The sequence below is a fragment of the Paractinoplanes abujensis genome, from assembly GCF_014204895.1.
In the GTDB taxonomy this organism is placed as follows: domain Bacteria; phylum Actinomycetota; class Actinomycetes; order Mycobacteriales; family Micromonosporaceae; genus Actinoplanes; species Actinoplanes abujensis.
This window is the reverse complement of sequence record NZ_JACHMF010000001.1, coordinates 8723283-8742358: the sequence shown is the minus strand read 5'-3', so window position 1 is coordinate 8742358 and position 19076 is coordinate 8723283. Positions and strand designations below refer to the sequence as shown.

The window sequence follows — 19076 nt, the reverse complement described above, 5'->3', positions numbered from 1 at the left end:
GGCTTTACCCTGAGCGCTTCTCCCGTACACCGCGTCCGACGCGAGCCGCCCGCCGCGGCCGGGGTTTACCGCCTTTCGCCTTCGGTTCGTCGGGGCTCGGCTCCCACTTGTCCTCCAGCGCGGGCTGGTCCACGCCGACCCGGGCTGCCTCGAGCTGAGCCGCGAAGGCGATGCCGAGGAACAGCGCGATGCCGGTGAGGTTGGCCCAGAGCAGCAGCGCCATGATCGCGGTCAGCGGCCCGTACGTGGCGCCGAAGTTGCTGCCGAAACGCACGTAGCCGGCCAGCAGCAGACTGGCCAGCCACCACAGCGCGGTCGCGACCACGGCCCCGAACAGCAGCCAGGAGTAGCCCGGCTGGCGGCGGCGCGGCGAGTACTTGAACAGCAGGCCGACCGCGAACACGATCAGCAGCAGGCTCAGCGGCCACCGTACGAAGTCCCACGCCACCCGCACGTCGTCGGCCCACGGCCAATGGCGCGCGGCCGCGTCGCCGAAGGCTCGGCCCCCCACGAGCAGCAGAAAGCCGAAGAGGGCGGGGATGCCCGCGAAGAACGCCAGCAGACCGGCCCAGAGGTATTTGAACAGCGCGGGCCGGTCCCGCTCGACGCCGTAGATCCGGTTGGCGCCCCGCTCGATCTGCGCCATCGCGGTCATCAGGGCGGCCAGGCCGGTGATCAGGCCGAGGGTCAGCGCCACCTCGCCGGCGTCGCTGCTGCTCTCCGTGTCCTCCAGCAGCTCCCCCACCAGCGGGTCGCTGGCGCCCGGGGTGAGCTCCAGAATGGTCTCGGCGACCACCCGACCGCCGTCCTCGGCGCCCAGGTCGGCCGCGAGACCGGCCAGCGCGATGAGGAACGGCACGATGGCCAGGCAGAGCTGGAAGGCGAACGCGCGGGCATGGCTGAAGCCGTCGCCGTACCGGAACCGGATGAACGCGTCCCGCAGCAGCGGCCAGCGGCCGTAGTGCCAGAGCGCGTGCACGGCGTCGTCGGCCGAGAGTTCCTCCCCCCGCATGTCCCTCGTCTCGGGGACCGGCTCGGTACTACTCACGGGCCGCCTCACGCAGGTCCTCGGCCGCCTCGGCCGCCGTGCTCACGTCGTACGCCAGGTCGGCGTCGCCGGCGGGCCGCGGAACGCTGAGCAGCAGGGCCTTGGGCCGTACGGAGATCTTGAGGGTGCGGCCGGGCTCGATCAGGTCGCCGTCGAGCTGCCGGGGCTGCGTACTGCGGGAATGAATTTCGATCTTGGAGGCGGTGTACGTCTCCATCAGCGGCACCCGGTCCCGGCGGCGGATCACGCCCCAGGCCAGCGACACCCAGTGAGCCAGGTTGCTGGGGCTGAGGATCGCCACGTCGAGCTGCCCGTCGGCCGGGTCGGCCTCGGTGAGCAGCCGCACCCCGCCCTGCAGCCGGCCGACGTTGCCGACGATCACCGTACGAGGGCGGCGCGGCATGGGCGGCCGGTCGTCCAGCACGATCCGGGCCCGCATCGGCCGGTCCCGCAGGTGCTTGAGCGCCCCGCCCACGTACGCCAGCCAGCCGATCCGCTTCTTGGCCTGCTCGGAGGTGCCCTCGAGCATCTGGGCGTCGAAGCCCATGCCCGCCATCACCACGAAGCACTTGCCGTCGCAGACACCCACGTCGATGCGGCGGCGGCCGCCCTCGATGGCCACCTGCACGCCGGTCGCGGCGTCGGTGCCCAGCCCGAGGTTGGCCGCCAGCAGGTTGCCGGTGCCGGCCGGGAGCACGGCCATCGTGGTCTCGGTGCCGGCCAGCGCGGACACCACGGCCATCACCGTGCCGTCGCCGCCGCAGGCGAAGACCAGCTCGGCGCCGTCCTCCATCGCCTGCTTGGCCTGACCCTCGCCGGGGTCGTCGGGCGTGGTCTCGTACCAGGCCGGCCGGGGCCAGCCGACACTGTCCACACCCTCGTCGACGATGCGGCGAAGCATGTCCATATCGGGCACTTTGGTGGGGTTCACGACGACTGCGCTGCGGGGTCCCGTCACGCGGGACAGTTTGCCCGGGTGAGGTAACGACTGAAACTCCCCCACGGCTCTGTACCGTTGGCTCGTGGGAGCGACATCGGTCACCTGGTGGGGTCACAGCACAGTGTGGCTGGAGGATTCCGGCACAACCTTGCTCACCGATCCGGTGCTCACCGATCGGGTGGCCCACCTCAAACGGATGACCGGCCCCACCCCCGAGCTGCCCGGGGTGCCCGACGCGGTGCTGCTCTCGCACCTGCACGCCGACCACTTCCACGTCGCGTCGCTGCGCAAGCTCGGCGGCCGTCCGCAACTGATCGTCCCGCGCGGCGCCGCGCCGTTCGTGACCCGCTGCCTGGGCTCCGAGGCCGCGTCCCGCACGGTCGAGCTCGCGCCCGGCGACGAGACAACCATCGGTCCCGTACGGGTCAGGGCCGTGCCCGCGGCCCACGACGGCGGGCGCGGTCCCTGGTCGCGGGAGCGTGCCCTCGCCATCGGCTTCGTCGTCGAGGGTGCCGCCCGCACGTGGTACGCGGGCGACACCGGGTTGTTCGACGAGATGAGCGACCTGGCCCCGCTCGACCTGGCGCTGATCCCGGTCGGTGGCTGGGGCCCCACGCTGGGCGCCCACGGCCACCTCGACGCGGCCGACGGCGCCGAGGCCCTGCGCCGGGCCAAGGCGTCCTGGGCGGTGCCGGTGCACTACGGCACGCTGTGGCCGATCGGCCTGGCCCGTGTCCGCTCCCACATGTTCCGCGAGCCCGGGGCCAACTTCGCCCGCCTGGCCGAGCGCACCGCCCCCGACTCCGTGGTGCGGGTGCTCGGCCCCGGCGAGAGCCTGACGATCGGCCCCACCGCGTGATCGCCACCCTGGGCGCGCTGGCCTGGTTGTTCGCGGTGGTGGCGTTCGGCGCCATCCTGCCGGTCGTGCCGACCGGGGCCGCGGTCAGCGGTGCGGCCGCCCTGGCCTTCCACGAACACCACCCGTTGACCATCGTCTTCGTGATCGCGGCGGGTGCCGCCGGGGCGTACGTGGGCGACCTGGTGATGTACGCGATGTGCCGGTTCGGCGGCGAGAAACTGGCCCGGCGCCTGCGCTGGCTACGCGACGAGGAACACCTGGTCGCGGTGAAGGAGAAGCTGGGCCGCAGCCAGATCCCGGTGCTGCTGGTCTCCCGGCTGATCCCCGGCGGCCGCGTGCCGGTGCTGCTGGCGGCGGCCTTCCTGGGCATGCCGTGGCGCACCTTCGTGGTGGCCAACGCCCCGGCCTGCGCCCTGTGGGCAGTCGTCTACGCCGCCGTCGGGGTGGCCGGCGGCTCGATCTTCCCCGAGCCGTGGGAGGGCGTGGTGGCGGCCGTCCTGCTGATCCTGATCGTCAACCAGACGATCTCGTGGATCAGCAAGCGCCGCGAGGCCCGCGCGACGGCGGCCGAGCCTAATACTTCAGGTGCTGGCGGGTGAGCTTGGCGACCTTCTGCACCGAGGTGATGCCGCCCGACATCGTGCCGTTGTCGTGGGACAACACCGCGATCGAGATGTCCGTGCCGGGGCCCGTGACGCGACCGACCGAATTGATGATCCAGCGGTAGTTCTCGGTCGAGCGGGCCAGCCAGCCGTTCTTGACGGTGAACTTCTCGCCGCTCCTGGCCACGGCGGGCACGCCCCAGTCCTGGCTGTCGTCGACCGTGCTCATCAGCGTGTAAGCCACCTGGCGCGAGCCCGCGTCGAGCGGGCCGGTCGTGTCGACCAGCTCGGACAGCAGCCGGACCTGGTCGTTGACGGTGGTGCGGGTGAGGCCCCAGGCGCTGTTGACCTTGGTCTGGGTGAGGCCGAGCCGCTTGTTGCAGGCGCCCAGGCCGCTCGCCCGGCCCAGCTTGGCGAAAAGGGACGTGGTGGCGTCGTTGTCGCTGAGCCGGATCATCCGCTTGGCCAGGGACAACTCGGTCGCGGTGAGGTCACGGCCGGCGTCCTGGGCCTTGAGCAGCAGACACGCGAGCACCTGGACCTTGACGACGCTGGCGGTCTCGTACTTCTCGCTGCCCCGGAACGCGTAGCGCTGACCGGTGCGGCGGTCGAGCACGGCCACCGAGAACTCGGGGGCGCCGGCGGCGTACTTCTTGAGCGCGGCGTCGAGGGCCTTGACCCGCTTGGCGCGTTCCTGAGCCGCCAGCTGGGCCGCCGAGGGGCCGGTCGGCGCAGGGGCCGCCTGAGCGCGCACGCGAGCCGAACCGGTCGAGGCCGGCGCCGGGGCCGCGTTGGCCGCATCGCTGAAGGTCCCGAGCGGGCTGCTCGCGGAGTTGTCGCGCATCATGCCCACGCCGACCAACCCCGCACCTCCGAGGACCCCCACCGCCGCGATGGCCACGATCCAGTTCCGCGTACGTCGCACGCCTGCCATAGTGCCGTGTCGCGCCGGTTCATGTGCGTCCTAGCGAGCTTCGCATACGAGATTGACAGAGACTATCGACGTACGGGTGACACGCCCTCACCGCGGGTGACCACCGGCCGGACGTGACGTTCTGCCGCATGATGGAGCCATGCGCTTCCCGTTGGTGTCACCGTCCGCGATCGCCGAACTCGCCCGTTACGCCGTGGGGCAGGCGGTCGAGACCGCGGCCGCGGTGGCCACCGTGCCCGTCCGGGTGATCAGTGTCCTGGGCCAGACGGAGCTGCTGGTGAGCCGGGTCACGATGCTCGCCGACGAGGCCGAGTCCCTGATCCACCGGGTGTCCGTGGTCGTCGACGCGGCCGAGGCCACGGTCACCGAGGCCCGCACGATCGCGGCAGCCGCCTCCGACGTCGTGGGCCAGGCGGTGGCGATCAGCGCCCGCGCCGACCTCGTGGTGGGCACGGCCGAGCAGGTCAGCGCCCGCGCCGACGCCGTGGTGGGCAGCGCCGAAGAGATCAGCTCCCGCGCCGGCACCGTGGTCGGCAGCGCTGAGGAGATCAGCTCTCGCGCCGGCACGGTGGTCGGCAGCGCTGAGGAGATCAGCTCCCGCGCCGGCGTGGTCGTCGGCCACGCCGAGACGATCAGTGAGCGGGCCGGCAAGGTCGTGGTCCGCGCCGTCGGGGTGTCGGATGCGGCCGAGGGTGTCGTGGGCCGGGCAGCCGAGGTCAGCGGGCGCGCCGAAGGCGTCGTCGACCAGGCCGAGGCGGCCGCCAAGGAGGCCACCCGGCTGCTGGGGGCGTACTCGGAAACGCTTCTGAAGGCGGCCCCGCTGGCCCAGCGCTTCATCAACGAGTTGTCGCCGCAGGAGGTCACCGCGGCCATCCGCATGATCGACCAGCTCCCGGCGCTGCGTGCGCACCTGGTCGACGACGTGATGCCGCTGCTCGGCAAGCTCGACCAGGTCGGCCCCGACCTGCACAAGCTGCTCGAGGTGACCGAGGACCTGCACCTGGCCATCGCCGGTCTGCCCGGCCTCAAGCTGCTGCGCCGCCGCGGCGAGGAGCGGGTCGAGGAGGAGTCCCGCTAGGCCCGGCGCACGACGTCCAGCATCAGGTCGAGGTGACCGCGGTGCTGGGCGGTCTCGCGGATCATCTGCACGATCATCCAGCGCAGGCTGACCGGCACCTTCCCGAACGACGGCAGCGCCGCCCGCACGTCCCGATCGCCGAACGACGCCACCGCTGCCCGGCTGCGCTCGCAGGCCGCGCGATAGAGGGCCCGCAACTCCGCCACCGAGTCGTCGCGGGCCGACGCCCAGGCCCAGGTCTCGTCGTCGCGCACCGCCTCCCACGGCGGCGGCCAGGCGGCCCCGAGCAGTGTGCGGGTGAACCAGAGATCCTCCATGTGCGCGAGGTGCTTGACGATCCCACCGATGGTCATCGCGGTGGCCGGCAACAGCCGCGCGGCCGCCTGCTCGTCCCCCAGCCCGTCGAGCGCCGCCACCGTCATCTCGCGGTGCTGATCGAGGAACTGCTCCAGCGTCTCCCGCTCCGGCGGGTGCAGATGCGGATGGTCCATCAGAGCGTCCCGCCGGGTTCCGTCACCGGTTGCGCGGTGTGGTCGCGCCGGCCCCGGCAGCCGTGGTCCTGCGGGCCGGGCACGCAGAGGTGGCAGGAACGAGCCCGGTCCGCGTCGATCAGGTCGATCACGACCGCCCAGCCCAGGGCCTGTCCTGCCGATCACGTGGCAGCGAGGCGAGGTCCAGGTGGTGGCTGACGTCGGCCGGGAAGCGGCCGCATACCGGTGTTGTATGTGGCCGTTTCCCGGACGCCGTCAGACGCCGCCTGGGCCACGCCGCAGCCCCGCGTGATCGGCAGGACAGGCCCTAGAGCAGGGCGCGGGCGAAGCCGGCCTCCAGGCGGGCCGCGAAACGGGTCACGATCGGCAGGGTGGCCGTCAGGACCAGGGCCACCACCGCGTAGAAGCCGACGGCCACGAGGTAGGACTCGCCCAGCCCGAGCAGCTGCGGCAGGTCGGAGTCGTGCGGGCCGTCGGGCAGCGACCAGCCCCACACGGCGAACGTGGCGCTGCCGATTACGCCGGCCCACCAGCTGAGCACCAGCGCCGACGAGAACGTGCTGGGGATGAAGCGCAGGATCGCGTGTGTCAGATCGCGCCACGACTGCCGATCGGTGAGCACCGCGAGCACGCGGCGGCTTTCGCCGTAGGCGGGGGCGGGCAGCCGCTCGCCCAGACCGGACAGGCGGGCCCGCTCCGAGGTGGCGAAGCCGCGGGCCAGTGTCGCCGCCACGACCAGCAGGGGCAGGCCGACCCAGACCAGGGCCAGGGTCAGGCCGGCTGTGGCGACGGTCAGGCAGACCGTGAAGGAGGCCACGGCCAGCGGGAGTCCGGTCAGGACGTAACGGGTGTCGGCGGCCACGCGGGGCCAGATCCGGCGGGTGGTCGGACGCGTCTGGAGCAGGGTGGCGGTCATGCCTCGACGCTATGCGCGCGGCGGACCGTGGCCGATACGGTGAGCCGGTGTTCAGGGGGTAGGGCTGGCCCTACTACGGGGGACGCAGACCGGCCGTCCCGGTCGGGGGAACCGGGACGGCCGACTGCTGAGGGGTCTCGAGGGGTCAGGCCGCTGCGGGCACCGCCGCGCGGATCTCGGTGACGGCGCCGGTGCTCAGGCAGTACTGGGCCGCCACCGCCTCGACCGCACCGCTGCGGATGGCGTTGTCCACGACGGACGAACGCTCGCGCAGCAGGTCCAGGGTGTAGAGCGAGTGCCGGGCGCCGATCTCGTCGGGGGTCGTGGCGCCGTCGTGGCGGGCCCGCAGCACGTCGGGCGCGATGCGCTCGGCGATGTCGCGGACGTAACCGGCCGGGACAGCGGCGTTGTCGACGACCCCGGTCGCCGCGGCCACGGCGCCGCAGCCCTCGTGGCCGAGCACGACGATCAGGGAGACGCCGAGCATGCCGACGGCGTACTCGACCGAGCCCAGGGCGGCCGAGTCGACGACGTGACCGGCCGTGCGCACCACGAACAGGTCACCGAGGCCCTGGTCGAACAGGATCTCGGCCGGCACCCGGGAGTCGGCGCAGCCGACGACGAGGGCGAACGGCGCCTGCGACTGGCTGAGCGCGGCGCGGCGGTCGGCACCACGGTTGCCGGCGCCGGTGCTGCGGTCGTCGAGCCAGCGACGGTTGCCGTCGAGCAGTTTGTTCCAGGCGGACTTCTGGTCAGAGAACATGGTGGGGGGCTCCGGAATCAGTTGAGGATGGCGCCGGTGGTGGCGACCTGTTCGGTCAGGACACCGCTGATGAGTCGCTGGGTGTTGTTGATCTCCTGAACGGAGTTGTGGATCTCGGCCAGCGAGGCTGTGACCGCGTCGACGCGGGCCTGGATGGCGTTGACCTTGTCGCTGACCTCGTCGGTGGCCCGCTCGGTCTCGGTCGACAGCTCCTTGACCTCGCCGGCCACGACGGCGAAGCCCTTGCCGGACTCGCCGGCCCGGGCCGCCTCGATGGTCGCGTTCAGGGCCAGCAGCTTGGTCTGGGCCGCGATGGACTGGATGCTCTGCACGACGGCGTTGATCTCGGCGCTGGCCTGGCCGAGCGCGGCCACCTGCTGGTTGGCCTCGACGGTGAGCCGCTCGCCCTGCTCGGCGACGGTGGCGGCCGAGGTGACGTTGCGCTCGACCTCGGCGATCGAGTCGAGCAGTTCGCGGCCGGCGTTGTGCAGCTGCTCGGTCGAGGTGAACCGCTCGAGGGCCTGCCCGACGAGGAACGCCGTGTTGCGCAGCGCACTCTCCCGGCTCGCGGACATGAGCAGCGTCCGCGTGGCGAAGAAGTCCATGGTGCCGACGATTTTGCCGCCGACTCGGATCGGCAGGCAGACGCCCGACTTGACCCCCGCGGCCTGCGCGGCCGGACGGCGTACGCAGTCGGTCAGCTCGCCCAGGTCCTCCACGAAGACCAGGTCGCCGCGGGCCCAGGCCCGGCCGGACAGGCCGACGCCCTTGGCGAAGGACGCGGACATCGTCACGCGGCGGAACTCGGCGCCGGCGTCGCCCGACTCGAGCGCGAACCGCAGCACGCCCTCGTCCTCGTCGAGCTGCCAGAACGAGCCGTACTGCCAGTCGAAGTCCCGCCGAATGATCTCCAGTGCGGACCGCAGGGCGGCGTCACGGCTGGTCGTCTGGGTGAGCTCGCGGATGACCTCGGAGACCGCGTCGACGTCCTGCGCGGCCTTCTCCTGCCGGACCGCCTCGTGCAGCCGGGCCAGGGCGCCGGAGACGAGCTGGCCGACGGCCCGCAGCACGGAGAGCCGGGCGTCGGAGAGGTGCAGCTCCTCGGTGGCGAAGAAGTCCATCGTCCCGACGACCTGGTTGTCCTCGATCAACGGGAAGCAGACCCCGCTGTGCACGCCGGACCGGGCGGCGATCGGGGCCCGGACGCAGTCGGTGACGTCGCCGATGTTGGTTACGAAGACCAGGTCGCGCGAGCGCCAGGCCCGGCCGGAGAGACCCACGCCCTCGGCGAAGGAGGCTTCCAGCGTCACCCGGCGGAAGTCCGCGTTGACGCTGCCGCTCTCCTGCGCGAAGCGCAGCACCTTGGCCGCGGGGTCGAGTTGCCAGTACGAGCCGTAGGCCCACCCCAGGAGCCCGCGAACGAGGTCCAGCGCTTCACCGATGGCCTGCTCAGGAGAGGTCGCGTTCTCCATGGCCCGCATGATTGCCGTAACCGCCTGGACGTCGGCGCGAGCCTCCGCCAGTTCCGCTCCGGCCTTCTCGGCCGCCGCTCGCTTGCTGGATCGAAGCACCACAGCTCCCTCGTCATCGAGAGTGGCGCTGCGCCACTCAGGTGACCGCAAGATCGGTCGGGGAGCACGGCACTTGACATGTCATCACGTTGCAAAAAAGGAGCCCCGTACGGGGCTCCTTTTCCACCTGGTAGATCAGAAGACCTGGACGCCGTAGACGCTCAGGGGCTCGGTGACCGGCTGGAAGTACGTGGTGCCGCCGGAGGTGCAGTTGCCGCTGCCGCCGGAGGTCAGGCCGAGGGCCGTCGTGCCGGAGTAGAGCGGGCCGCCGCTGTCACCGGGCTGGGCGCAGACGGTGGTGCGGATCAGGCCGGAGACGGAGCCCTCGGCGTAGTTGACGGTGCTGTTGAGGGCGGTGACCCGGCCCGAACGGATGCCGGTGGTGGAGCCGCGGCGGGTGACCGTGGCGCCGACGGCCGGGGTGCCGGCCGAGGTGATCTCCTGGGAGCCGACCGTGCCGCTCTTGGTGATCGACGTGTTGGTGTACCGGACGATGCCGTAGTCGTTGCCCGGGAAGCTGGTGCCCGAGCGGGTGCCCAGCGTGGCCGAGCCGTTCGTCCAGGTGGCGCCGATGTTGGTGCAGTGACCGGCGGTGAGGAAGTAGTAGGTGCTGCCGGAGCGCACGTTGAAGCCCAGCGAGCACCGGCCGCCACCGGCGTAGATGGCGTCGCCACCGCTGATCTTGGTGCTCAGCGTGCCCGCGGTCTTCTCGATGCGGGCGCTGTCGCCGAGCTTGGCCACGGTGGCCTCGACGGCGGCCAGGGAGGCCCCGGTGACCGAGCTGTCCACCTCGACGACGACCTGGTTGCTGACCGGGTCGATCGCGAACGCGGTGCCGGGGGTCTTGAGCGAGCTCTTCAGGGCGTTGTCCGCGGCGGCCAGCTGGGCCCCGGTACGCGTCACGAAGCGCGGGGTCGCGCCGGCGGCCTTGACCGACTTGGCCGTGGCGGCGTCGGTGACGTTGACGACGACCTTGCCGGCGTCGTCGATGTACGAGCCGGCCGCGTTCACGCCGTACTGGGCGTCGAGCTTGGTGGCCAGGGCCGAGGGGGCGAACGAGGGGTCTCCGGCAGGGGCGGCCGAGGCGGGTGACGCGGCAAGTCCGGTGCCGACGAGCATGCAGGCAGCAAGGCCGACGATCGGCCGGCGCAGCTTCCGGTTGAGCACGGGGTTCCTCCCAGGGGGTGGGGGGTACGCCGGAACCGGCGCACCACTTGCCCTCGGAGTATTGACACTTCTCGATGCGCGTTCAAGAGTCGGCAATTGTTGCCACAACCCCGTTCACAACCGGTCTGAGCTGCTCAAACACCCCCACATAGCGCGAATCGTATTATCCAACCGGGATGGCGAGGTTATGGGCCTGAGCGCGGATCTCGGGCACGGCGGTGGTCTCCCACTTGGCCCCCCGGCGCAGCGGCCCGATCAGCCAGCGGTCCGGCTGCGCCCGCCCGTCGGCGCCGATCAACCGGCCCGACGCGTCGATGTCGAGTCCCAGCCCGTGCGGGCCGACCCGGGCCTGACCGGCGTCGAGCAGGTTGCCCACGAACGACCCGGCCGCGGCGGGCAGCCGGCCTGGACCGGCACAGTTCACGACCGCGCCGAACCACTGCACCCCCGCCTCCAGCTCGACCAGCAGTCCACCGGCGGGCGGGGCGATCATCGAGCGGACCCCACCGGCCCGCACCTCCAGGCGGCCCTCCTCGCGCAGAGCGGCCACGCGGGCGCCGACCGCGGGGGCCATCCGGTGCCGGTGACACTCCCACGGACGGGCCAGATGCCGCAGGAACGCGTCCTGCTCGTCGGGCGTGAACGCGGTCCAGAGCTGATCCAGATACGGGCGCAGGCCGTCGACCACCGCGCGCCAGTCCCCGGCCCGGGCCGCCTCGGCGCGCACCGCCCGGACGATGTCGCGCAGCGTCGCGCAGTCGTCGAGCGCCAGCCCGACCGGCGGCGCGGCCACCTCGGTATGGGTCAGCGGCAATTGGCCCCGGCGGCTGACCGCGGTGATCGGCGCGTCCCGGTCACCCTCGGTGAGTGTCAGTGCCACGTCGATCGCGGTCAGCCCGGCCCCGACGAGCAGCACCGGCACGTCGGAGGGGATCGCCTCGAGCGCGCCTTTGGCCCACGGGTCGGCGATGTAGTCGGGGTGGTCGGGGCGGGCCGCCGGCTGGGCGGGGGCGGGGTTGCCGGTCGCCACCACGACGCGTTCGGCCCTCACCTCGCGACCGTCGGCCAGCAACACACCGGCGGCCGTGAGACCTGACGCGCGCGACCGCCGCACCTCCAGGCGCGTTCCCGACTTGTCGGAAGTATCAGCGAAGACGTCTCGTAGATACTGCCCGTATTCCGCCCGGGGGCGGAACTCGTCCGGCGAGCAACCCGCCCACCTGGCGAAATGTCCCAAGTCGCGCGGGTCGGCACTCATCGCCCCGGCCCGCGAGTTGAGCAGATGCCACGGCCGCGCCGACCCGTACGCCAGGCCCCCGCCCGGCTCGTCCGGCTCGATCAGCACCACCCGGTCGTCGGTGTTGCTCAGCAGCTCCCGGGTGGCCAGCACGCCGGCACAGCCACCCCCCACGACGGCGACCGTCGTCACCGCTCGACCACCGTCACGCCGCAGTCGTCGGCCAGCCGGTAACCGAGCCCGTAGACGGTCGTGACGACCTCGGGGTCGCTCAGCTTGGTGCGCAGCCGGCTGACGTGCACGTCGACCGTGCGGTTGGTGGTGTGCGTGTGCCCCCACACCTGCGCCAGCAGCTGGCTGCGGCTGAACACCTGGCGCGGGTGCCGGGCCAGGAACAGCAGCAGGTCGTACTCGAGGCGGCTCAGATCGAGCGGCTGCCCGTCCCGCATGGCGGTACGAGCGCCGGGGTCGAGCCGCAGCCCACCCGGCTCGACGGGATCGGCGACAGTCACCCGGACGGCCTGACCCGCCGCGTCGACCAGGTCGCGCAGCGCGGCGACCACCCGCTCCCGGCCCGCCCCGGTGCCGGTGACGCTGATGGTCACGGTGACGGGCGATTCTTCGAGGTCGGGCACGGGGCGGAGCCGGCGTCGTGGGACGGCTGGGTGAGCTACGGCGAGCGCGGACATGGGGTTCTCCCTCCGGTGACGGCGGGAATAATATATCTCCTATGTGCGAGGTAGGTTAAGACCTCACCGGCGGGTCGTACGCACGGACGGGTGGAACCGGACCGTCCAACCGGGTGATTTCCACCCAGGTCAGCTGGCCCGTGCAGCCCTGAGCCAGCCGCGACGTGCCGATGTCGGTGGTCAGCGCGTTCGGATTGCCGTGCACGCAGGTCGCCACGTCCGGCGCCGACGCGTCCCACCAGGCGCCGGTGGAGAGTTGCGCTACACCGGGCGTGCAGTCGTCGCTGAGCACCGCCCCCGCCAGCACGCTGCCGCGCTCGTTGTGCAGCCGCACGACGTCACCCTCGGTGATGCCGCGCGCCGCCGCGTCGGCCGGGTTCAGCCGCACCGGCTCGCGCCCCGACCGCTTCCCCGCCTGCGAGAACGCGCCCATGTCAAGCTGCGAGTGCAGGCGGGTGCCGGGCTGATTGCAGATCAAGACGAGCTCCCCGGACGCCGGTTCGCGCGGGGCGATCCACACCGGGTGACCCGGGCACTCGGGGTAACCGAAGCCGGCCACCGTCGCCGAGAACAGCTCGATCCGCCCGCTCGGCGTGTCCAGCGGCTTGCCCGCCCGGAATTCGGAGAACAGCACCGTGTCCTCGCGCCGGTCCGGGGTCGCCATCTCGCCGTCCGCCCAGAACTCGTCGAACGGCTTCTTCGGCTCCGCGCGCCACCGGTCGTACAGGTGCCGCAGCCACTGCCCGCTCGTGCGGCCCTGGGTGAAGGCGTCGGCGTAGCCCAGCCGCCCGGCCAGCGCGGCGAAGATGTCGTACTCGTCGCGGGCCTGCTCGTACGGCTCGTCCGCCTGTTTCATGGCGATCAGGTGTGTGTCGCCGTGGCTGATCCCCAGGTCGTCACGTTCCAGCGTGGTCGTGACCGGCAGCACGATGTCGGCGTGCCGGGCGGTCGCCGTCCAGAACGGCTCGTGCACGATCACCGTGCGGGGCCGCTGGAACGCGCGGCGCAGCCGGGTCAGGTCCTGGTGGTGGTGGAACGGGTTGCCGCCGGCCCAGTAGACGAGCTTGGCGTCGGGGTAGGTGTAGCCGCCGCCGTCGTAGTCGAACGGCTCGCCCGGGTGCAGCAGCATGTCGGCGATGCGGGCGACCGGGATGAAGTCGGTGACCGGGTTCATCACCTGGGGAAAGGCCGGGAGCCCGTACGGGAGACGGCCGCCGCCGACGCCGCCGGTCGAGCCGTAGCCGTGACCGAAACCGCCGCCGGGCAGGCCGATCTGACCGAGCACGGCGGCCAGCGCCAGGCCCGCCCACATGGGCTGTTCGCCGTTGGGGGCCCGTTGCAGCGACCAGCTGACCGTGATGAACGTGCGGCCGGCGGCCATCCGCCGGGCCAGCTCGACGATCGCGGATTTTCCGATGCCGCAGACGCCCGCGGCCCACTCCGGCGTCCGGGTCTGCACCGACTCCAGGAACCGTTCGCCACCCACGGTGAAGCGGGCGAGGAAGTCGAGGTCGGCCTGGCCGTCGGCGACCAGCTGATGGGCCAGGGCGAGCATCAGCGCCACGTCGGTGCCGGGCCGGATCGGGAGCCACTCCCCTTCGGGCCCCGGCCGGTCGTCGCGCAACGGCGAGATCGAGACGACCCGGCCCCGCATCCGGCCCGGATAGGACTTGTTGGTGGCGCGGCCGCCCGGTGTCACGTACCTCGTGCTGCGGCGCAGGCCGCCGAAGGCCACGATCAGGTCGGTGTGCGCCGCGACGACCGGCCAGTCCGTGCCCTGCGAGAGGACCCCGTACGCACCCCGGCGCCCCACGATGTGCGGCAGCACGACCTCGGAGGCGCCGAAGCTGTAGGTGTTGCGCGACCGCGTGTAGCCGCCACCCAGGGCCAGGAACCGGTGCAGCTGCGACTGCGCGTGATGAAACCGGCCGGCGCTGGCCCAGCCGTAGGAGCCGCCGAAGATCGCGTTGTGGCCATGCGTCGTCCGGGTGTCGTGCAGGGCTTCGGCGACCAGATCGAGCGCGTCGTCCCAGGCGACCTCCTCGTACGAGTCGTAACCGCGGCCCTGCGAGCGCCGGCGGATCGCGGGCCGGGCCACCCGGGACCGATGCCGCTGCGCCCCGGCGATGTTGCCGAGCAGCGGCGCCGGTTCGGGGTCGCCGGGCCGCGGGACGACGTCGAGGCCACCCTCAGCCGTACGGGAGACTCGGAACGCACCCCAGTGCGAGCTGCTGGTCCACTCCATCACCCGAGAATATTTCTTGCTATATCCCGTAGGCGAACTAGGATTTCGGCATGACTCAGTATGTCGTCGTATCCGGCAACCCCCGCTCCGGCTCCCGCACCTCGGCCCTGGCCATCGCCGTGGGCACCGCCCTGGCCGCCCCGGAGGCGCCGCGGGTCATCGAGGTCGGCGATCTCGGCCCCGGCCTGCTCACCCCGGGCGACGAGGCCACCGCGGCCGCCGTGACCGCGCTCCGCGAGGCCGACGTGCTCGTGGTGGCCACCCCCACCTACAAGGGCAGCTACACCGGCCTCCTCAAGGTGCTGCTCGACCAGCTGCCGGCCCAGGCGCTGGCCGGCAAGCGGGCCGTGCCGGTGGTCACCGCGGGCGTCCCCCCGCAGGCCGCGGCGGCCGAGGCACTGCTGCGGCAGTTGCTGACCGAGCTGGGCGCCGACGTCGCCGCGGGCCTGCCGGTGGTGGAGTCCGACCTGCCGGAAACGGCGGCGATCGCGGAGAAGTACGCGGCCACCTTCAGCGAATCCACAGGTTCATGACAGGCCGCTACAAGCCGGCTTCCGTACCTTTTCGCCTGTCCGATCCCGCGCCTCCGCCAGGCCCGGTTCGGACCGGCACCAAACGCACAAACGACTCGTCCCGCCCGGTGATGCCGTGCCCCCGGTCACCGAGCGGGACGAGCCCGCGTCCGTCCGGTCGCCTCAGGCGACGGTAATAGTCAGGGTCTGCGTGGTGCGCGTGCCCCAGCCGTCGGTGAACGCGACCTCGAAGGTCGACGAGTTCGACGGGTAACCGTCGATCAGGCCGTTCGCACCCAGCGCGAGCCCGTCCGGCAGAGCGCCGCTCACGACCGACCAGCTGCCCGTGCGGCCGTCCGCGACCGTCAGCTGCTCCGAGTAGTAGGTGGCGGCCGAGCCGTCGGGCAGCCAGTTCGTCGCGATCACCGGGGCGGTCTTACGAACCGTCACGGTCAGGGTGCGGGTGGCCGCCTGGGGCACGTAGTCGGTGAAGCGGACGGTCACGGTGGCGGTGCCCGGCGCGACCGGCTTGCCGGTGATCGAGCCGCTGGGCCACAGCGTCATGCCGGTGGGCAGACGGCCCGCGGCGACGCTCCACGCCCCCCGGCGCGCGGCCTTGAGGGACAGCTTGCCCGTGTACGCCTGGCCGGTGGTCACGGTCAGCGCCGAGCTCGTGATGACCGGCGCGGCCGGCGGGGCGGGCACGAACAGCAGCCTGTCGGGCGAGCCCTTGACGTCCTTGACCTTGCTCGGGGTGGCGTTCCTGACCAGGTAGGCCGACACCTGGGCCGGGGTCAGGGCCGGGTTGGCGTCCAGGGCCAGGGCGGCGGCCCCGGCGACGTGCGGCGACGCCATCGACGTGCCGCTGGCCACGGCCGTGCCGTAGTCGCTGCCGTAGAAGTCCGAGCGGATGTTGACGCCGGGCGCGAACAGGTCGAGTGCGGGGCCGAAGTTGGAGAACGAGGCGCGCCGGTCGGAGGCGTCGCTGGCGCCCACGGTGATCGCCGCGCGCAGGCCGGCCGGGCTGAGCTTGCCCGCGCTGACGTTCTCGTTGCCCGCCGCCACCACGTAGGTGACCCCGGAGTTGATCGAACGCTGGACGGCCGCGTTGAGCGAGGCGCTGTAGGAGCCGCCCATGCTCATGTTGGCCACGGCCGGCTTCACGGCGTGCGCGGTCACCCAGTTCACGCCGCTGATCACCTGTGACAGCGTGCCCTCGCCCTTGCAGTTGAGCACCCGTACGGCAACCAGCTGCACCTTCTTGGCCACACCGAACACCTGGCCGCCGATCGTGCCCGCCACGTGCGTGCCGTGGCCGTTGCAGTCACCCGCGTCGGTGGACCGGGTGATCGCGTCGTAGCCGTAGGAGGCGCGGCCCCCGAAATCGGCGTGCGTGACCCGGATGCCGGTGTCGAGCACGTAGGCGTGCACCGAGCTGCCGTCATCGGTCGGCCGGTACGACTTCGAGCCCTTGACGGCCCGCTGGTCGATGCGGTCGAGGCCCCACGGCGGGTTCTTCTGGGTGCCCTGAATGGTGAGGATGCGGTCCTGCTCGACGTAGCGCACGTCCGGGTCGGCGGCCAGGCGGCGGGCCTGGGTCGCGTTCATGTCGGCCACGTAGGTGGTGCCGCCGTCGACGGACAACGCCGAGACCTGGCCGGCGGCCGGCTCCTTGAGCGTCACGATGTAACGGCCGGGGATCGCGCCGGGCAGGTCCGCACCGGCCACGGCCCCCTCGGGCAGGGCGGCCTGGGCCGGCACGGCGGTGCCGGAGATGACGACAGCGGCGGTGGCGGCCGCGGTGGCAAGGGTGCGCATTCGCATGGCCGCCTCATCGGCGTACGCCCTGGTCAGGTGAGGAAAAAAACCGGGCCGCACCGGGGAAATACCGGCGTTGCCCCGGGCGTTGAGCGAGACGGCTTCAAGAGAGGAACCCACCATGAAGGTCCGGAACTCGTTGCGCTCGCTGAAGGCCAAGCCCGGCAGCGTGGTCACCCGTCGTCGCGGCCGGCAGGTCGTGATCAACCGGAAGAACCCGCGCTGGAACGGCCGCCAGGGCTGACCCTCGTACGGTCGCCACGCTGACACTCCCGATCACGGGACGCGGCGGGGCGAACCGCGATATCGTGAAACAGACGAAGCCGGAGTCCCGCCGCCACGGGGCTCCGGCTTTCTTCGCGTCCAGGAGTCGGGCGATGAACGATGGCCTTGGGCAGGGCGCCCCAAACCAGTCACCTAGGGCCTGTCGCGATGGGCGAGCAGAGCCAGCCGTACGCGGTTGGGGCTGCTGGTCTTGGTCATCAGCGCGGTGATGTGCGTCTTGACCGTGGTGATCCCGATGTGCAACCGCTCGGCGATCTCGGTGTTGGACAGCCCCTCCCCCACCAGGTCGAGCACGTCCTGCTCGCGCGAGGTCAGCCCCTCCACCGGCCCCCGCCGCCGCTCGGCGCCCGCGTCGGTGGCCCGCCGCACCAGCCGCTGCAACACGTCCCGGCTGAACGGGCTGTCCCCCGCCGCGGCCCGCCGGATCCCGTCGAGCAGCTCGGCCGGCGGCGCGTCCTTGAGCAGGAACCCGCACGCGCCCGCGGTCAGCGCCGGGTAGAGGTGGTCGTCGTCGCCGAACGTGGTGAGCACCAGCACCCGGGTGGCCGGTCGCTCGGCCAGCACGCGGCTGGTGGCGCTGATCCCGTCGACCCCCGGCATCCGCAGATCCATCACGATCACGTCGGGCGCCAGCCGGGCGGCCAGGGTGATCGCCTCCCGCCCGTTGCCGGCCTCGCCGACGACCTCGAGATCGGGCTCGGCGTCGCACAACATCCGTAGCCCGGCCCGGATGAGTTGCTGGTCGTCGACGAGCAGGACCCGGATCATGCGGCGGCTCCCGTGTGGGCGGGCAGCACCGTGGCGACCCGCCAGCCCGCGCCCGACGGCCCCGCGGTCAGTTCGCCGCCCAGCACCTCGACGCGTTCGCGCATGCCGGTGAGGCCGTGGCCGCCGCCCGGAGGCTTCGGACCGGGCCCGTGGCCGCCGTCGTCGGACACCTCCCACATCACGTTGCCGTCCGCCAGCGTCACCCGCAGCCGGGCGTGGGCCGCCGGGCCGGCGTGTTTGGCCACGTTGGTGAGCGCCTCCTGGGTCAGGCGCAGCACGGCCAGACCCCGTACGGAATCGAGGGTCTCCACCCCGTCACCGATGTCGGCCTCGACCGTGAGCCCGGCCCGGCGCGCGGTGTCGACGGCCGCGTCCAGAGCCGCGGGCAGCGAACCCGGCTCGATCACGGGGGTTGTCGCATCCAGCACCTGGCCGTCGTCGCGCAGCACCGCCACCAGCCGCCGCAGGTCGGCCAGCGCGGCCGTGCCGGTGCCGTGCACGTCGTCGAGCACCTCGCCCACCCGCGGGTCGATGCCGGGGATCACGTGCCGCGCGACCCCGACCCGCAGCACCATCGAGGCCACGTGATGCGCCACCACGTCGTGCAGCTCGCGGGCGATCGCGTTGCGCTCGTCGGCCCGGGCGACCCGGCTCTCCACCGCCGCCCGCTGCTCGGCCTGGCGGCTCAGCTCGCGCGACGTGCGCACGACCAGCCCGAACAGCGTCGGGAGCCCGATGGGGAGAACCAGGCTGAAGAGGGTGTCGTTGATTCCCACGTCGCTGGGGATGACGTCGAACGCCAGATGGACGGCGGCGAGCAGCGCCGCGCCGAGCGCGAACGTGCGGGTGCGGGCGGTCCAGACGACCAGTTCGCCCAGCGCCCAGCTGCTGCCGACCACGTTGATCGTGGCGTCCTCGATCAGCACGAAGGCCAGGATCAGCAGCGTGGTCTGAACCAGCAGGTTGAGCACCGGGCGCCGGCCCAGCACGGGCAGCAGGACGAAAGCCAGGACGGCCAGGACCCACTGCTTCATCGAGGTGACGTGGTGGCCGTCGGGCGTGAAGAGCAGGTAGCTCAGGCCGGTGAGGTCGAGCAGGATCATGCGGGCCCACGTGTCCCGCTTGTCGAAGAGACGACCCAGCCAGCCCATGG

General features: G+C 72.2%; 20 protein-coding genes and 1 pseudogene. 5 read left to right on the top strand and 16 right to left on the bottom strand.

Annotated features, from left to right (window positions below; genetic code table 11):
* Positions 1–4: 4 nt before the first annotated feature.
* Positions 5–1048: a YihY/virulence factor BrkB family protein gene (locus BKA14_RS40345; protein WP_184955984.1), complete on the bottom strand. Its 1044-nt coding sequence runs from the start codon at positions 1046–1048 to the stop codon at positions 5–7.
* Complete coding sequence (locus tag BKA14_RS40340) at positions 1041–1955, bottom strand: diacylglycerol/lipid kinase family protein (RefSeq protein WP_184955983.1); 915 nt, start codon at positions 1953–1955, stop codon at positions 1041–1043. The genes BKA14_RS40345 and BKA14_RS40340 overlap by 8 nt, the downstream gene beginning before the upstream one ends.
* Positions 1956–2070: 115 nt before the next feature.
* On the opposite strand from BKA14_RS40340, the gene BKA14_RS40335 reads away from it, so the two are divergent.
* Positions 2071–2847, top strand: a complete 777-nt coding sequence (locus BKA14_RS40335; RefSeq protein WP_184955982.1) for an MBL fold metallo-hydrolase — start codon at positions 2071–2073, stop codon at positions 2845–2847.
* Complete coding sequence (locus BKA14_RS40330; protein ID WP_184955981.1) at positions 2844–3446, top strand: DedA family protein; 603 nt, start codon at positions 2844–2846, stop codon at positions 3444–3446. Before BKA14_RS40335 ends, BKA14_RS40330 begins: the two co-directional genes overlap by 4 nt.
* On the opposite strand, the gene BKA14_RS40325 is transcribed toward BKA14_RS40330, so the two are convergent.
* Positions 3421–4383 (bottom strand): serine hydrolase, encoded by a 963-nt coding sequence (locus BKA14_RS40325; protein ID WP_260416690.1) that lies wholly within the window; start codon positions 4381–4383, stop codon positions 3421–3423. The two genes, BKA14_RS40330 and BKA14_RS40325, sit on opposite strands and share 26 nt — an antisense overlap.
* A gap of 139 nt (positions 4384–4522) precedes the next feature.
* On the opposite strand from BKA14_RS40325, the gene BKA14_RS40320 reads away from it, so the two are divergent.
* On the top strand, positions 4523–5461 hold the full coding sequence (locus tag BKA14_RS40320; protein ID WP_184955980.1) for a methyl-accepting chemotaxis protein: 939 nt from the start codon (positions 4523–4525) through the stop codon (positions 5459–5461).
* Here BKA14_RS40320 and BKA14_RS40315 read toward each other — a convergent pair.
* The 10 genes and pseudogenes from BKA14_RS40315 to BKA14_RS40280 all read right to left on the bottom strand — a co-directional run bounded on the left by BKA14_RS40315 (position 5458) and on the right by BKA14_RS40280 (position 14540).
* Positions 5458–5952 carry a DinB family protein gene (locus BKA14_RS40315; protein WP_184955979.1) on the bottom strand — a complete coding sequence of 165 codons (495 nt, stop codon included), beginning with the start codon at positions 5950–5952 and terminating at the stop codon, positions 5458–5460. The two genes, BKA14_RS40320 and BKA14_RS40315, sit on opposite strands and share 4 nt — an antisense overlap.
* Positions 5952–6083, bottom strand: a complete 132-nt coding sequence (locus BKA14_RS44730; RefSeq protein ID WP_260416689.1) for a hypothetical protein — start codon at positions 6081–6083, stop codon at positions 5952–5954. Before BKA14_RS44730 ends, BKA14_RS40315 begins: the two co-directional genes overlap by 1 nt.
* 176 nt (positions 6084–6259) lie before the next feature.
* Positions 6260–6868 (bottom strand): sensor domain-containing protein, encoded by a 609-nt coding sequence (locus BKA14_RS40310; protein ID WP_184955978.1) that lies wholly within the window; start codon positions 6866–6868, stop codon positions 6260–6262.
* Positions 6869–7013: 145 nt separating this feature from the next.
* Positions 7014–7631, bottom strand: a complete 618-nt coding sequence (locus tag BKA14_RS40305) for a carbonic anhydrase (protein WP_184955977.1) — start codon at positions 7629–7631, stop codon at positions 7014–7016.
* Between the two features lie 17 nt (positions 7632–7648).
* Complete coding sequence (locus BKA14_RS45760) at positions 7649–8005, bottom strand: methyl-accepting chemotaxis protein (RefSeq protein ID WP_438861955.1); 357 nt, start codon at positions 8003–8005, stop codon at positions 7649–7651.
* Positions 8006–8155: 150 nt separating this feature from the next.
* Positions 8156–9103: pseudogene (locus BKA14_RS45755) on the bottom strand (GAF domain-containing protein); the annotation flags it as partial.
* 234 nt (positions 9104–9337) lie between these two features.
* Complete coding sequence (locus BKA14_RS40295; RefSeq protein WP_184957239.1) at positions 9338–10321, bottom strand: S1 family peptidase; 984 nt, start codon at positions 10319–10321, stop codon at positions 9338–9340.
* Between the two features lie 211 nt (positions 10322–10532).
* Positions 10533–11798 (bottom strand): FAD/NAD(P)-binding protein, encoded by a 1266-nt coding sequence (locus BKA14_RS40290; RefSeq protein ID WP_184955976.1) that lies wholly within the window; start codon positions 11796–11798, stop codon positions 10533–10535.
* A complete protein-coding gene (locus tag BKA14_RS40285) occupies positions 11795–12295 on the bottom strand; it encodes a winged helix-turn-helix domain-containing protein (protein WP_184955975.1) in 501 nt (166 codons plus the stop codon). Before BKA14_RS40285 ends, BKA14_RS40290 begins: the two co-directional genes overlap by 4 nt.
* 55 nt (positions 12296–12350) lie before the next feature.
* On the bottom strand, positions 12351–14540 hold the full coding sequence (locus BKA14_RS40280; RefSeq protein ID WP_184955974.1) for a molybdopterin-dependent oxidoreductase: 2190 nt from the start codon (positions 14538–14540) through the stop codon (positions 12351–12353).
* A 50-nt stretch (positions 14541–14590) separates the two neighbouring features.
* On the opposite strand from BKA14_RS40280, the gene BKA14_RS40275 reads away from it, so the two are divergent.
* Positions 14591–15073, top strand: a complete 483-nt coding sequence (locus BKA14_RS40275) for an NADPH-dependent FMN reductase (RefSeq protein ID WP_184955973.1) — start codon at positions 14591–14593, stop codon at positions 15071–15073.
* 162 nt (positions 15074–15235) lie between these two features.
* On the opposite strand, the gene BKA14_RS40270 is transcribed toward BKA14_RS40275, so the two are convergent.
* Positions 15236–16876, bottom strand: coding sequence for a S8 family serine peptidase (locus BKA14_RS40270; protein ID WP_184955972.1), 1641 nt, complete (start codon positions 16874–16876; stop codon positions 15236–15238).
* A 115-nt stretch (positions 16877–16991) separates the two neighbouring features.
* Here BKA14_RS40270 and BKA14_RS40265 point away from each other — a divergent pair, with 115 nt between their 5' ends.
* Positions 16992–17114 (top strand): ribosomal protein bL36, encoded by a 123-nt coding sequence (locus BKA14_RS40265; RefSeq protein WP_133875253.1) that lies wholly within the window; start codon positions 16992–16994, stop codon positions 17112–17114.
* A gap of 173 nt (positions 17115–17287) precedes the next feature.
* On the opposite strand, the gene BKA14_RS40260 is transcribed toward BKA14_RS40265, so the two are convergent.
* Entirely contained in the window at positions 17288–17923 is a 636-nt protein-coding gene (locus BKA14_RS40260; protein WP_184955971.1) for a response regulator transcription factor, read from the bottom strand.
* Positions 17920–19074 carry a sensor histidine kinase gene (locus tag BKA14_RS40255; protein WP_184955970.1) on the bottom strand — a complete coding sequence of 385 codons (1155 nt, stop codon included), beginning with the start codon at positions 19072–19074 and terminating at the stop codon, positions 17920–17922. The genes BKA14_RS40260 and BKA14_RS40255 overlap by 4 nt, the downstream gene beginning before the upstream one ends.
* Positions 19075–19076 lie beyond the last annotated feature (2 nt).